This is a genomic window from Neomesorhizobium albiziae (assembly GCF_900114255.1).
Taxonomy (GTDB): domain Bacteria; phylum Pseudomonadota; class Alphaproteobacteria; order Rhizobiales; family Rhizobiaceae; genus Neomesorhizobium; species Neomesorhizobium albiziae.
This window is the reverse complement of record NZ_FOSL01000009.1, coordinates 1-13,760: the sequence shown is the minus strand read 5'-3', so window position 1 is coordinate 13,760 and position 13,760 is coordinate 1. Positions and strand designations below refer to the sequence as shown.

The 13,760-nt window shown below is 64.4% G+C and carries 12 protein-coding genes; 4 read left to right on the top strand and 8 right to left on the bottom strand.

Features of this window, described 5'->3' with window-relative positions:
* The 3 genes from F3H98_RS15520 to F3H98_RS15510 form a co-directional block, all read right to left on the bottom strand.
* Positions 1-1,173 carry an aminomethyl transferase family protein gene (locus F3H98_RS15520; RefSeq protein WP_244621744.1) on the bottom strand — a complete coding sequence of 391 codons (1,173 nt, stop codon included), beginning with the start codon at positions 1,171-1,173 and terminating at the stop codon, positions 1-3.
* A gap of 75 nt (positions 1,174-1,248) precedes the next feature.
* Entirely contained in the window at positions 1,249-2,808 is a 1,560-nt protein-coding gene (locus F3H98_RS15515; RefSeq protein ID WP_149761060.1) for a phytoene desaturase family protein, read from the bottom strand.
* Complete coding sequence (locus F3H98_RS15510) at positions 2,795-4,414, bottom strand: phytoene desaturase family protein (RefSeq protein WP_149761059.1); 1,620 nt, start codon at positions 4,412-4,414, stop codon at positions 2,795-2,797. Before F3H98_RS15510 ends, F3H98_RS15515 begins: the two co-directional genes overlap by 14 nt.
* Before the next feature lie 503 nt (positions 4,415-4,917).
* On the opposite strand from F3H98_RS15510, the gene F3H98_RS15505 reads away from it, so the two are divergent.
* Genes F3H98_RS15505 through F3H98_RS15495 form a run of 3 tightly spaced genes read left to right on the top strand, consistent with a single transcriptional unit; the run spans position 4,918 to position 7,541 of the window.
* Positions 4,918-5,712 (top strand): methyltransferase domain-containing protein, encoded by a 795-nt coding sequence (locus tag F3H98_RS15505; protein WP_149761058.1) that lies wholly within the window; start codon positions 4,918-4,920, stop codon positions 5,710-5,712.
* A 34-nt stretch (positions 5,713-5,746) separates the two neighbouring features.
* Positions 5,747-6,424, top strand: a complete 678-nt coding sequence (betI, locus tag F3H98_RS15500; RefSeq protein WP_149761057.1) for a transcriptional regulator BetI — start codon at positions 5,747-5,749, stop codon at positions 6,422-6,424.
* A gap of 31 nt (positions 6,425-6,455) precedes the next feature.
* Positions 6,456-7,541 (top strand): extracellular solute-binding protein, encoded by a 1,086-nt coding sequence (locus F3H98_RS15495; RefSeq protein WP_149761056.1) that lies wholly within the window; start codon positions 6,456-6,458, stop codon positions 7,539-7,541.
* A gap of 249 nt (positions 7,542-7,790) precedes the next feature.
* On the opposite strand, the gene F3H98_RS15490 is transcribed toward F3H98_RS15495, so the two are convergent.
* Genes F3H98_RS15490 through F3H98_RS15480 form a run of 3 tightly spaced genes read right to left on the bottom strand, consistent with a single transcriptional unit; the run spans position 7,791 to position 10,607 of the window.
* A complete protein-coding gene (locus tag F3H98_RS15490; protein ID WP_149761242.1) occupies positions 7,791-8,864 on the bottom strand; it encodes an ABC transporter ATP-binding protein in 1,074 nt (357 codons plus the stop codon).
* 7 nt (positions 8,865-8,871) lie between these two features.
* Positions 8,872-9,693 (bottom strand): ABC transporter permease, encoded by an 822-nt coding sequence (locus F3H98_RS15485; RefSeq protein WP_149761055.1) that lies wholly within the window; start codon positions 9,691-9,693, stop codon positions 8,872-8,874.
* Entirely contained in the window at positions 9,690-10,607 is a 918-nt protein-coding gene (locus tag F3H98_RS15480) for an ABC transporter permease (RefSeq protein WP_149761054.1), read from the bottom strand. Before F3H98_RS15480 ends, F3H98_RS15485 begins: the two co-directional genes overlap by 4 nt.
* A 271-nt stretch (positions 10,608-10,878) precedes the next feature.
* On the opposite strand from F3H98_RS15480, the gene F3H98_RS15475 reads away from it, so the two are divergent.
* Positions 10,879-12,297, top strand: coding sequence for an aminotransferase (locus F3H98_RS15475; protein ID WP_425294851.1), 1,419 nt, complete (start codon positions 10,879-10,881; stop codon positions 12,295-12,297).
* A 96-nt stretch (positions 12,298-12,393) separates the two neighbouring features.
* Here the strand turns inward: F3H98_RS15475 and F3H98_RS15470 are convergent, their stop codons facing one another.
* Positions 12,394-13,164 carry a pyrroline-5-carboxylate reductase gene (locus tag F3H98_RS15470; protein ID WP_149761053.1) on the bottom strand — a complete coding sequence of 257 codons (771 nt, stop codon included), beginning with the start codon at positions 13,162-13,164 and terminating at the stop codon, positions 12,394-12,396.
* Between the two features lie 215 nt (positions 13,165-13,379).
* On the bottom strand, positions 13,380-13,760 hold a 381-nt coding region (locus F3H98_RS15465), incomplete at its 5' end, for a transposase (RefSeq protein ID WP_149761052.1).

Below are 13,760 nucleotides of genomic sequence, written 5' to 3'. Positions count from 1 at the left end.
TCAGAAATCCGCTGGCGGATTGGCGGTGCGGCGTTCGAGCTTGATGAACGGGCGCGGCACCACCTTGGCGCGCTTCATCAGCCTTTCGTATTTCAGTTCGCGCATGGCGTAGATCTCCACCCAGAGATCGTCGACCACCGTGTCGCCATAGGGCCGCGACAGGCTGGCGATGGCGATGTTGCGCTTGCCGGTCGGCGACCAGATCGCGGCGCTGACAAGCCCGATTTCCTTCTTCTGCCTGTGATAGACGATGGCATGTTCGGCCGGAATGTTGCCTTCGATCTCCAGGCCGACCAGGACATGTTTCATGCTGCGGTTGGCGCGGGCGGCAAGAATGGCGCGGCGGCCGTTGAAATAGCCTTTTTCCGCGTCGACCATGAAGCCGAGGCCGATCTCGTCGGGCAAGCGCAGGCGGTCGGTGCGGATGGCATGTTCGGCGGTGACGAAATCGGCGTTGGCGACGATCAGCCCGGCCTCGATGCGGGCGCGGTTGAGCGCGGTGTAGCCGATGGCGCGGATGCCGTGCAGGCGCCCGGCCTCGAACAGACGGTCCCACAGCGAGAGCGCCAGCCCGACCGGCACGAACAGTTCGTAGCCGAGGTCGCCAGTGAAGCCGGTGCGTGAAATGGTGACGCTGCCGCCCTCGTGCGGGAATTCGGCGATGTCGAAAACCTTAAGCTTTTCAATGTCTTTGAACCCAGCGTCGCGCAATACCGCGAAAGAAGTCGGACCCTGCAAGGCGAGGCCCGCGACGGCCTCGGTCTCTTCCTCCACCGACACGTTGAACCCGATGGCGCTGTCGAGCAGCCACGGCAGATGCCGCTCCTGGCAGCAGAGGCGGAAGCGGTCCGGCGACAAACGAAAAAGCGTACCGTCATCAAGCACATGGCCGGCATCGTCGCACCAGGCGGTGTAGTGGACGCGGCCGGGCTTGAGCCTGGTCACGTCGCGCAATGTGAGGCGGTTGCAGAACGCTTCGGCGTCCGGGCCTGCGATGTGGTATTTCACCATCGGCGAGATGTCGAAGACGGCGGCCTGGCTGCGGATAGCGAAATATTCGAGCTCTTCATCCCACAGCGAAAGCGGCGCCTTGTAGCCGGCCCATGTGTACCAGTCCTCGGTCCTGGCCAGCGCATCGATGCGCGGCTGGAAGGGCGAGGGCAGGCGCAGCATGCGGAAATGATCCTGCGCGGCGAACCGGGGCTGCAGGCTCAAGCTTTTGATTTTGCTGGCGGTAATTGCCATGGCCTAGCCCTTGATCGCGATGATGCGGCGCGCCGCATTGAGGCCGGGAACGCCGGAGACGCCGCCGCCCGGATGCGAGCCGGCGCCGGCGAGGAACAGGTTTTCGAGCGGCGTATCGTAGCCGGCCGCATCCGAGACGGGCCGCGACACCAGCATCTGGTCGGCCTGCAACTCGCCGTGGTGCCAATGGCCGCCGGGCATGCGGAAACGCTGCTCGATGTCGGGCGGCGTCAGCAGTTCGGCATGCCGCACCGTCGCGCCGATGCCCGGGGCCACGGCTTCGAGCGCTGCCATTATCGCCTTGAAAAACTTCGGCTTTCCGCTCTCCCAGCCTTCCTTCAATGTGTATGGCGCGTACTGCACAACGGCCGACAGGACGCAGGCGCCGTCGGGCGCGAGCGAGGGGTCGGCGAGGCTCGGCAAGGTGATTTCCATGACCGGTTCGGGCGAAAATTCTCCATATTTACAAGGGTTGAAGGCGCGCTCGACGTGGTCGGCCGACGGCGCGAAGACCAGCCGGCCGCGATGGTCTTCGCCGCTGACGCCAAGGAATTGCGGCGGGCGGTCGAGCGCCAGGTGAAGCTTGGCCGCATCGCCCAACATACGGATATTCCTCACCTTTCGGACGAATCCGGTGTCGAGCTCCCTGGCGCCCACAAGATCGAAGGTGGTGGATGGATTGATTGCGGAGACGATTGTGCGCGCTCGAATTTCCTCAGCGTTTTCAAGCACAACGCCAATAGCGCGGCCTTTCTCGACGAGGATCTTGTTCACAGCGGCTTGCGAGCGCACCGAAACGCCGGCTTTCGCCGCGGACGACGCGATTGCAGCAACGATTGCGCCCATTCCGCCTTTCGGGAGCATCTGGGCGCCGTCGACCCCCGCCACCTCGCCGGCGAGACGATAGTAGAGACCGAGCAGCGAGGTCGGCGAACGTGGACCGAGATGCGCGCCGAGGACCGCGTCGAAGGCGAGCAAACCCTTCAGGCGGTCGTCCTCGAGTTGCTCGTCCACGACGTCGGCGACGTTCATCAGGAGCATGCGCAGGAAGTCGCGCATGTCTTCCTTGCCGAGACGCTTGAGCGACAGGCCGGCCATGGCGAGCGCGGAGGTTTCCGACAGCGACATGCCGGCAAGGTCAGGCGGGCGGCGGGCAAGGAACGGCTTCAGGATGCCGGCGTAGCGGAAAAGCTGGGCGCGCAACGCACGCCATGCCACGGCCTCGCTGGCGGACGCGCCGACAAGGCTTTCGCCATAGGCGCCGCGCAGCACCAGCGGGTTGCCGGATGGCGACAGGACGACCGAGGACATGCCGGCACCTTCCAGGGCGAGGCCATGTCTTTCCAGATCGAGCGCCTTGACCACCTCGGGATGCAGGCGGTTGAGGACGTGGGCGACCGAGGAGACGCGGAAGCCGGGGAAAAATTCTTCGGTGCGGGCAGCGCCGCCGATTTCGCCGGCGGCTTCGAGCACCAGCACCTTGCGTCCCGATTTTGCAAGGACGGTGCCTGCGACGAGGCCGTTGTGGCCGCCGCCGATGACGATGCAATCATATGACGTCATGGGCCGGGCTCATGTGCTTGGCGCCTTGCTTCAGGTCGCGCAGGATTTCCGAGGCCGCGTTGCGGCCGGGCGCGCCCATGACGCCGCCGCCGGGATGGGTGGACGAGCCGCACATGTAGAGCCCGCCGACCGGCGAACGGTATTGCGCGTAGCCCGGCACCGGCCGGTTGAACAGCAACTGGTCGAAGGTGAGTTCGCCCTGGAAAATGTTGCCTTCTGTGAGGCCGACCTCGGCCTCGATCTCGCGCGGCGTGCGCACCTCCATGTGGACGATGCGGTCGCGGAAGCCCGGCGAATAATCGGCGATCTGGGAGATCACCGTTTCGGCGAAACCGTCGCGGTCGGCGTCGGTCCAGTCGCGCCCCTCGATCCTGGGCGGGGCGTATTGTACGAAGCAGCTCATGAAATGCGTGCCGGGCGAGGTCATGGTGGGGTCGAGCGCGGTCGGGATCATCATGTCGAGCGTCGGGTCGGCGGACCAGCGCCCGGCTTTCCAGTCGTCGTAGCCGCGTTCCATGCGCTCCATCGAATCGGTGAAGTGCAGGTCGCCGCGATAGCAGGGCGAATCCTTCGGCAGCGCGGGAAATTCCGGCATCGAATCCAGCGCGATGTTGACCTTGCCGGACGAGCCGCGGATCTTGAAGTTCTTCACGCGGCGCAGGAAGATTTCCGGCAGCTCCTTCGCCTCGACCAGCTTGAGGAAGGTGCGCTTCACGTCGGCATTGGAAACGACGAGCTTGCCGTAGATTTCCTCGCCGCCGGAAAGCACCACGCCCTTCGCCTTGCCGCCCTGAACGAGCACGTGGTCGACCTCGGCATCGGTGCGGATGACGCCGCCGCAGGCGCGAAACGAATCCGACAGCGCCCTGGTGACCGCGCCCATGCCGCCGCGCGCATAACCCCATGCGCCGACCGAGCCGTCGACTTCGCCCATGTAGTGATGGAGAAGCACATAGGCGGTACCGGGCGACATGGGCCCTAGCGCCGTGCCGATGATGCCGGAGAGCGCGAAGTTCGCCTTGATGACATCGGTTTCGAAATATTCGTCGAGGAAGTCGGAGATCGACATGGTCCAGAAGCGCAGCGTCTGCGCCATGTCCTCGGCGCCGAGGCCGGCGAACTTCCTGCCGAGATACATCAGCTCGCCGATGTCGCGCGGGCGAAAGCTGGTCGGATCGGGCGCGGTGCGCATCAACAGCGGCTGGATGAAACGGCACTGCCGGGTCACGTCGCGGGCATAGCGGTCATAGGCTTCGGCGTCGCGGGCGGAGAAGCGCGCGAACTCGCGGCGGTGGGCGTCGTGGTCGCGGTAGTTGGCGAGATAATCGCCGTCGCGCGTGAACACCGCGCCGCCCTCGTAGGAGATGACCTGCAGGCCGAAACGCGGCAGCTCAAGGTCGCGCATGATCTCGGGTCGAAACAGCGAGCAGACATAGGAGCAGTTGGAATAGAGATAGCCGGGCGTCAGCTCGCGGCTGGTCGCGGCACCGCCGATCCAGGCGTTTTTCTCGACGACCAGCACGTCGAGGCCGGCCCGCTGCAGGTAGCATGCGTTGACCAGGCCGTTGTGGCCGCCGCCAATGACGATCGCATCCCAGGTCTTCATTTTTCGTCCCGGCCTCTCTCCCGTGAGCGGGGCTATCGCGTATGCCCCCTCCACCATGCTTCGCATGGTCCTTCTCCCGCTCGGAGGGGCTATCGCATATGAGTGGTCGACCCCCACTCCGGTTTGCTTTGCAAACCACCTCTCCCCCGATCGACGGGGGAGAGGAAGCGCCGGCCGCTATGCCGGGCTCCCTTCCTCTCCCTCCGGAGTGGGGGAAGACAGAACCCTAATGCGATAACCCTTCCCGCTGCGCAGGGGAGGATCAAGCGTCTCCGCCGGTCAAATCTGGCACGGCTGATTGGCATTTGTCCAGCCATATTGAATGAATGTTCAACAAATGGTGTTGCGTTTTCCTGTGTTCGGAGTAGGTTTTGGAGAAATGCAGGCTAGAGCGGAATGCATTCGAAGTCGCACCGGGCATTCAGCTCTAGCTGCTTGTTTTGGCCGCATTTGTGCGACGCCAGGTGAAACCACCTGGCTGCAAAATGCTCTGGGAATTGCCGATGCTCGAATCCCATAGTGCAGTGCCGGAATATGACGATGTCGCGATCCGTTTCCTGGAAGCGCTGTGGGGCGAGGGGTATCTCTCGCCAGGCGGCCCGGATGAGGTCGACCGGGTGCTCGACGGGTTTTCGCTGGCGGGCAAGCACGTGCTCGATATCGGCTGCGGCGCCGGCGGCATCACGCTGCATCTGATCGAGAAGCATGGCGCTGCCCACGCGACGGGCTTCGACATCGAAGGCCCGGTGATCGAAAGCGCAAGGCGGCGGGCGGCTGCGCGCGGATTGTCAGGGCGAGCCGATTTCGTGCAGGCGCCGCCCGGCCGATTGCCATTCGCCGATGCTTCCTTCGACGTGGTGTTCTCCAAGGATGCGCTGCTGCATGTGCCCGGCAAGGAGGCGCTGTTTGCCGATATTTTCCGGGTGCTGAGGCCCGGCGGGGTGTTTGCCGCCAGCGACTGGCTGATCGGCCACGACGGGGAGCCATCGCAAGAGATGGCCGACTACATCGCCGCCGAAGGATTGTCGTTCAGCATGGCCTCGCCGGAGCGCTACCGCCGGGCGATGCAGCAGGCGGGTTTCGCCGAGGTGACTGTCACCGACCGCAACGGCTGGTATCGCGAGGTCGCGCGCGCCGAGCTCGCCAGGCTGAAAGGCCCGCTTTACGACACGGCGGCCGCAGCCGTGGGCAGCGCCTATGTCGACAAGAACATCAGAACCTGGGAGGCCATGCAGAAGGTTCTTGACAGCGGCGAGCACCGTCCCACTCATTTGCGCGGACGAAAGCCGGGGCGATGAGTCTGGACCGGCGGTGCTGAAGATGGACACGCTCATGAAATCGGCATCGCCGAAAGAGGCCACCCAGGACAACGAGAAGCGCGGCCGCAAGGCCTCCAAGGAAGTCAGGCAGCTGCAGCTGATAGAGGCGACGATCGATTCGCTCGCCAAGCGCGGCTATGCCGAGACCACGATGGCCGATGTCGCCGACGGCGCCGGCCTGTCGCGCGGCATCGTGAACTTCCACTTCGAGAGCAAGGAAAAGCTGCTGATAGCGACCTTGCAGCATATGTACGACGAATATTCCGCGCATTGGCGGGCGGCGCTGCTGAAAGCCGGCGACGACCCCGCGCAGCAGCTGCGGGCGCTGGTCGCCGCAGATTTCGACCGTGCCATCTGCACCAAGCGCAAACTCGCCGCATGGTGCGCATTCTGGGGCGAGGCGAAATCGCGGCCGACCTATCAGTCGCTGTGCGGCGCAAGGGATGCGGCCTACCAGAAAATCTTCGTCGATCTTTGCCGCACCTTGAAGGAAGACGCCGGCTACGCGTTTGAACCACAGGCTACAGCGTTGGCGCTGAGCGCGATGCTGGAGGGCCTGTGGCTGAGGCTGATGATGGGGACCGAGGACGTGACCCGTGAATCGGCGCTGCAGGCGGCGTGGGAATTTCTCTCGTCGGTGTTTCCGCAACACTATCCGCGCCAGGGAGAAAGGGTGCGGGACGTCGGTTGAGCTCAACGACAACAACAAAGAGGACGGAACGATGAGAACAATCAGCAGGCGCGTGACGCTGGCCGCGGCGCTGTCGGCGGCGCTCTCGGCGTCGGCCGCCACCGCGGCCCTGGCCCAGGACACCGACCTGACCATCTTTGACTGGTCGGGCTATGAGATACCGGAATTCCACCCCGACTATATCGCCAAATATGGCGACGGGCCGACCTTCACGTTTTTCGGGGATGAGGAAGAAGCCTTCCAGAAGCTGCGGTCTGGCTTCAAGTCCGACCTTGCGCATCCCTGTTCGCAGAACGTGGTGAAATGGCGCGACGCCGGCCTGCTGCAGCCAATCGACACGTCGAGGATCGCCGGCTGGAAGGATCTCAATCCGTCGATCATGGCGATGAAGGACCTGGCAACGGCCACCGCCGACGGCAAGGCGTGGTTCATGCCGTGGGAGTGGGGCAACACGCTGTTGACCTACAATGCCGAGAAGGTCGACGAGAAGGACATCCAGTCGCTGCGTTCGTTTGCCGATCCCAAATTCAAGGACCGCGTGTCGATCGGCGACAGCGTCGACGATGCCTACGCGCTGGCAAGCCTGGTCGTCGGCGTGAAGGACTGGACGCAGATGACCGACGAGCAGTTCAAGGAAGCCTCCGCCTTCCTGCGCGAGGTCCACAAGAACGTCCGCCTTTACTGGACCGACAACACCGAGATCGTGCAGGCGATGACCAGCGGCGAGGTCGATCTCGCCTGGGCGTGGAATGATGCTGCCGCGCAATCGGTGCTCGCCGGAGCGCCGATCAAGATGAAGCGCGATACGGCGGAAGGCCTGTCGACCTGGGTCTGCGGCTACGTCAGGCTGAAGGATGCGCCGGGCAGCGAGGAAAAGGCCTACGACTACCTGAACGCGATCGATACGCCGGCGGTTGCCAGCTACCTGCTCTCCGACTGGGGCTACGGCCATGCCAACGCCAAGTCGATGGCGACGATCGACCCCAAGGTGATCGCCGACCAGGGATATGCCGACGTCGACAAATTCGTCGACAAGACGCTGTTCCAGTCGCCGGTGCCGACCGAGCTGAAGCAGAAGATGATCGCCGAATTCGAGAAGATCAAATCGGGGTATTGAGGGGCGCTTCGACCCCCACTCCGGTTTGCTTTGCAAACCACCTCTCCCCCGATCGAAGGGGGAGAGGAAAGGCGCCAAGGTTTCCGCTCTTCCTCTACCCCGGGCAGGGGGAGAGGTGGCGAGGCGAAGCCGAGACGGAGTGGGGGTGAGGATTCAAAAAGAGGGTTGGCGTTTGTCGGCTCGGACCCCACCCGTCCAACCGCTTGCAGCGGTTGTCCAGCCTCCCCTCAAGGACGAAGAGCGCCCGCTTCAATCCGCCATGGCGACCAGCGCGTCGGGATCGTAGGCGAGGCGGATCGGCGCGCCGACCGGAATGTCGTCGGCGCCGAAATTGTTGGTTTCCGAAACCGACAGCGGTTTCTCCAGCCCCGGCACCTCGACGATGAGGTGGGTGATCTCGCCGAAATAGTGGCGGTCGACGACTTTTCCCGACACTTCATGCGGGCTGGTGGCGTCGTCCCACAGCACGCGCAGGCGTTCGGGCCGGATGCCCAGCGTCGCCGCCTTGCCGTTGCGCACGAAGGCCTGCGGCTTGTCGGTCCGGACGCGGCCGAAGCCGGTGGTGTCGACGGTGATGGAGGCGGCGTTTTCCTCGACGATCTCGGCCTTGACGAAATTCATGCCGCCGAGGAAATCGGCGACCTGGCGGTTGACCGGACGCTGGTAGATCTCCTTGGGCGCCGCCACCTGCGCGATGCGGCCGCCGAACATCACCGCGATGCGGTCGGACATGCCGAGCGCCTCGTACTGGTCGTGGGTGACGAGCACGAAGGTTATGCCGACCGCCTGCTGGAGGCGGCGAAGCTCGACCTGCATCTGTTCGCGCAGCTTCTTGTCGAGCGCCGACAAGGGCTCGTCGAGCAAGAGCACCTTCGGCCGCATGACCAGCGCGCGGGCCAGCGCCACGCGCTGGCGCTGGCCGCCGGAGAGTTCGGTGGCGCCGCGCGCGTCGAGGCCAGACAGCGACACCTGCGCCAGCGCCTCCTCGACGCGGCGCTTTTCCTCGGCCGAAGGAAGCCGCAGCCGCTTCAGCCCGTAGGCGACATTCTGTGCGACGTTGAGATGCGGGAAGATGGCGTAGCTCTGGAACACCATGTTGGTGGGGCGGCGGTTTGCCGGGATGCCGTCCATCGGCTGGCCGTCGACGGAAATGGTGCCGCTGGTCGGCGTGTCGAAGCCGGCGATCATGCGCAACAGCGTGGTCTTGCCGCAGCCGGAGGGGCCGAGCAGCGAGAAGAACTCGCCCTTGGTGATGCTGAGCGAGGCGTTGTCCAGCGCCTTGAACGCCCCGTAGCTGCGCGAGACGCTGCTGATCTCGATCATCGGCCTGTCAGACAAAGGCTCCCCCTGTGTTGCGGGTGCGGCGCTCGGCGCGGCGGCGCATGATTTCGGCGAAAGTGAGAAGCACGAAGGAGCCGACGAGCAGAAGCGAGCCGAGCGCCAGCACGCTGGGCAGCTTGGCTGCGAAGCGCAGCTGGCCCCAGATGTAGACGGGCAAGGTGGTGTCGGTGCCGCTGAGGAAGAAGGCCATGATGAAATCGTCGAGCGAGATGGTGAAGGAGACCAGCAGGCTGGAGATGATGGCCGGCGCCACCATCGGCAGCGTCACCCGCCGGAAGGTGCCGAAGGCGGTTTCGCCGAGATCGGTGGAGGCCTCTTCCAGGCTGCGGTCGAACCCTTCGAAGCCGGACGTCAGCACGGTGACGGAATAGGGGATGCAGATCAGCACATGGCCGAGCACGACGGTGAACAGCGACAGGCTCAAACCGAGCTGCAGGAGCACCAGCAGCAGCGACACCGCCACGATGATCTCGGGCAACACCAGCGGCGCCATGATGAGGCTGCTTGCGGCGCGCTGGCCGGGGAAGCGGTAGCGGGTGAGCGCGCGCGCCGCGCAGATGCCAAGCAGCGTGCTGACCACGGCCGCGGCGAAGCCGACGACGAGGCTGTTCCAGGCCGCGTCGAGCAGCGCGGGCGTGTGCGGCAGGCTCTCGTACCATTTGAGCGTCAGGCCGGTGAGCGGGAATTTGGGCACCGCCGAAGTGTTGAAGGAAAACACCGGCAGGAGCAGGATCGGCAGATAGAGGAAGGCGATGTAAAGCGCCGCGTAGAGCGGCAGCCAGTTGGTCAAGAGCCTGCGCGCCGCCGTCATCGCGCCCGCCTTGCCGCCCAGCGCAGGATGAAGACGGTGACGCCGGCCATGGCGGTGACGATCGCCATGGTGGTGACCGAGAGTGCGGCGCCCAGCGGCCAGTTGGCGGCCTTGCCGAACTGCGCCTGGATGGCGTTGGCGATCATGACGCCATCCTTGCCGCCGACCAGCCGCGGCGTCACGTAGTCGCCGACGGTGGGGATCATGACGATCAGCAGCGCCGCGATCACGCCCGGCATCGACAGCGGCAGGGTGATGCGCAGGAAGCGGCGGACCGGCCCGTCGCCGAGATCGGTGGCGGCCTCCAGCAGCGTGCGGTCGACTTTCTCCAGCGAGACGAAGATCGGCAGGATGGTGAACGCCGCCCAGGCATGGGTGAGCGTGAGGATGACGGCGGTGGTGTTGTAGAGGAAGGCGGTCGACGGCTCGTCGATGATGCCGAGGCCCATCAGCCCGGAATTCAGGACGCCGCCATAGCCGAGGATCACCTTCCACGACATGACCCGCAGGAGATAGCTCGTCCAGAACGGGATGGTGATGAGGAACAGCCACAGGCTCTTGCGGCTGCCGCCGTGGAACGAAATGAAATAGGCGATGGGGTAGGCCAGCACCACCGTGAAGAAGCTGACCGTCAGCGAGATGTAGAGCGAGCGCATGAGAAGGTCGCGGTAGATCGGCTCGGTCAGCGCCAGGCGGTAGTTTTCCAGCGTGAAGGTGCGGTCGATGGTGAGGTAGTCCTGCGTCCAGAAGCTGTGGGCGATGACCACCAGGACGGGAACCGCAAGCAGGACGAGCGCGTAGAGAAGCGTCGGGCTGATCAGCGCCATACCCTGCGCCTGCTCGGATTGCAGAAGGGAGCCGGCCGCAGCGCGCTTTGCACGCAATGGAGGCGATCCTTCCGCAGCAACCGTCATTGCAGCGCTCCAGGTGCAGGCTCGATGTCATGCGTGGCTGTTTCGGCCATGCGAAATCCCATTCGACAGCGCCGGTCCGCCAGTTCCCGTTGGCAGCCGACTTTCTTCATCATGAGCGCATACGCGGATTGAAATCAAGCGCTATTTCTGTAATATTGATTGAACGGACATTCAAAATAGAGATGTATTAGCTTTGTTTCCCTTGCGGTTCCGCCCCGCTTCAACGATCCCGGCGGCATCAGAAAAATGTGAGGTGACCGAGATGGCGGCAATGCGGGAAATCAGGAGGAATGCGTTGACGGCGACGGCGATCGCGGCAAGTGAGGATGCCGTGGAGACCGCCAGGCGGCACCTCGTGCAGCCCTGGCCGTTCGCCGGCTCGGTGGGCGCGGAGGCGCGCGCGCTGATCGGCGAGGGCGACGGCATCTACATCACCGATGGCGACGGCAAGCGGCTGATCGACGGCCCGGCCGGCATGTGGTGCGTCAATGTCGGGCATCGCCGCAAGGAGCTGGCCGAGGTGATGTACGACCAGGCGATGGCGCTTTCCTACAACACGCCGTGGTACACGATGAACGCGCCCTCGGCCGAACTCGCCGAACGCATCGCCGGCCACGCGCCGGGCGATCTCAGCCACGTGTTCTTCACCACCGGCGGCTCCTCGGCGGTGGAGACGGCGCTGCGCTTCATGCAGTTCTACAACAATGTGCGCGGACGCCCGGAGAAGAAGCTGATCCTCAGCCGCGGCGGCGCCTATCACGGCTCGACCTATCTGTCGGCCTCGCTGAACGGTCGTCCGCGCGACCGCGACTGGATGGACGGCGCCGACGAGCTGATCGTCAAATTGTCGTCGCCCAACCCGTTCCGGCGCCCGGCCGGCATGAGCGTCGGGGACTTCGCCGATTTCCTGGTCGACGAGTTTGCCGAAACGGTCGCCCGCATCGGCGCAGGCCGGATCGGCGCCTTCGTCGGCGAACCGGTGCAGGCCTCGGGCGGCGTGGTGATCGCGCCGGACGGCTATCTCAGGCGCATCCGCGAGATCTGCCGGCAGAACGACATACTCTACGTCTCCGACGAGGTGGTGACCGCGTTCGGCCGCCTCGGCCATGTGTTCGCCTCGGACGACGTGTTCGGCATCGAACCCGATATGATCACTTTCGCCAAGGGCGTTACCTCGGGCTATTTCCCGCTCGGCGGCGTGGTGATCTCGGCCCGGCTGATGGAGGAACTGCGGCGCTCCAACCATCCCGACGCCATGTTCGGCCATGGGCTGACCTACACCAGCCATCCCGTCGGCTGCGCGGTGGCGCTGAGGAACCTCGACCTTCTGGAGGGCGGCGTGCTGGAACATGCGCGCCAGGTCGCTCCGTATTTCCAGGCGAAGCTGAAAACGCTGGAGGAACTGCCGCTGGTGGGCGAGGTGCGCGGCGCCGGCCTGATGGCCTGCGTGGAGTGCGTGGCCGACCGCGAAAGCAACGACCCCTTGCTGATCGACAAGGACGTGGGAAAACGCATCGACGCCCATTGCCACGAACTCGGCCTTCTGGTGCGCCCGCTGATCAACATGTGCGTGATGTCGCCGCCGCTGGTCATTTCGACGGAGCAGATCGACGACATGGTGGCGATCCTGCGTGAAGGCATTTCGCGCACGATGGAGGATTTGCGGCGGGAGGGCGTTTGGAGGGGATAGCTTCCTTCTCCCCGTTTACGGGGAGAAGGTGCCAGCAGGCGGATGAGGGGCGGAGCCAACATCTGCGAGTGTTGCGCGGCGAGGGAGCCTGTGACCTCAGCGCCCCAAAATCCGCCGATGCACACCGTCGAGGCTTTCGGCAAACGCATCGAAGAGGCCGCGCGCGGTCAGTTCGCGCAGGACCTGCTCGTTGATGCCGCCGCGCGTCGCATAGTCTTCCGCAAGAAGGGTGAAGCCGGCATCCGGCATCGTTTCCGGGGCGCTTCCCAGCGCCTTGAAGAGGGCGGCGACATAGTCGCGTGCCTTTGCGTCGGCGACGCCATGGTTTTTCAGCCAGGCGTGGAGCGTGTCGAGGTATTTAAAATAGGTGGCGAATGTCGCGGTGGCGACGCTGAGCGCGTCGAACTCGGCGGCGTCTTCGACCTCGATGACTTTTCCGAGTTTTCCGAACAGTGCAGCGATAGCAGGGTCGGGCGGGCAGATGATGGTCGCGCCCTGCCGGGAGGCGACCATCGGCATCGGAAGGGCTTTCGTCACGCGCTCGACGGGAGCGATCAGCGCGGCGACTTCCTCGCGCGACAGGGTGGCGATCAGGCTGACGACGTGATGGTCGCGGCGAAACCGCAACTGCGCGAGCACGTCATGCGCGATCTGCGGCCGCACCGCGAGCATGACGGTGTCGCAATTGTCGAGGACCGTCTGATTGTCGGGCGCAACGCGCACATCCGGATAGCGGGCAGCCAGGCCGGCGGCGATCTCTTCATTGCGCGGCGAAAGCAGAACCGGGGTGTGATCACCGGGGGCGGATTTCAGTCCGGTGACGATCGCCGATGCGAGTGCGCCTGTACCGATGAAGCCGAGTTTCATTCAGGCGTCCTCTGCCGTTCGATTCCTGGAGATCGTCAGGTGATAATATGCCGGACGCTTCGTGAACAGGCGGTATGAAAGCACCAGGGGTATCGAGCGGTCAAAACGCTGCTGCTCCGTCGAATGTCCGCTTTGGTTGGATACCGTTGAAGAAGTCGGCTTCTGGTGACGGGTTGGGTCTGACGATCTTTACGCGCAACGAGCCGCAACCGGTCTTATGCCGGTTTCAGCGCCGGCATCGGGATCAGCTTTGCGAGTTTGCGGAGGTTCTGGGCTGCGGCGGCGAGATGGAATTCGTCTTTTGCGCCATTCGGTCCGCGCAAGCGCAAGCGGTCCAGTCTCAAGATGCGCTTGAGGTGTGCAAACAGCATCTCGACCTTCTTACGTTGTCGGCGGGAGACGACGTAGGCGTCGGTCGTTGCAATATTCCGGGCCATGTCGCGGGCGCCTTCGTGGATGGAGCGCAGGATTTTGCGGGCCGGCGCCTTCGGGCAGCATCTGGCCTTTAAGGCGCATGCATCGCAGTCGGCCTTGCGAGCGCGGTAACGAACCATGCCGATGTCGTCGACCGCTGGCGGACGCTCATTTGTGAAGTT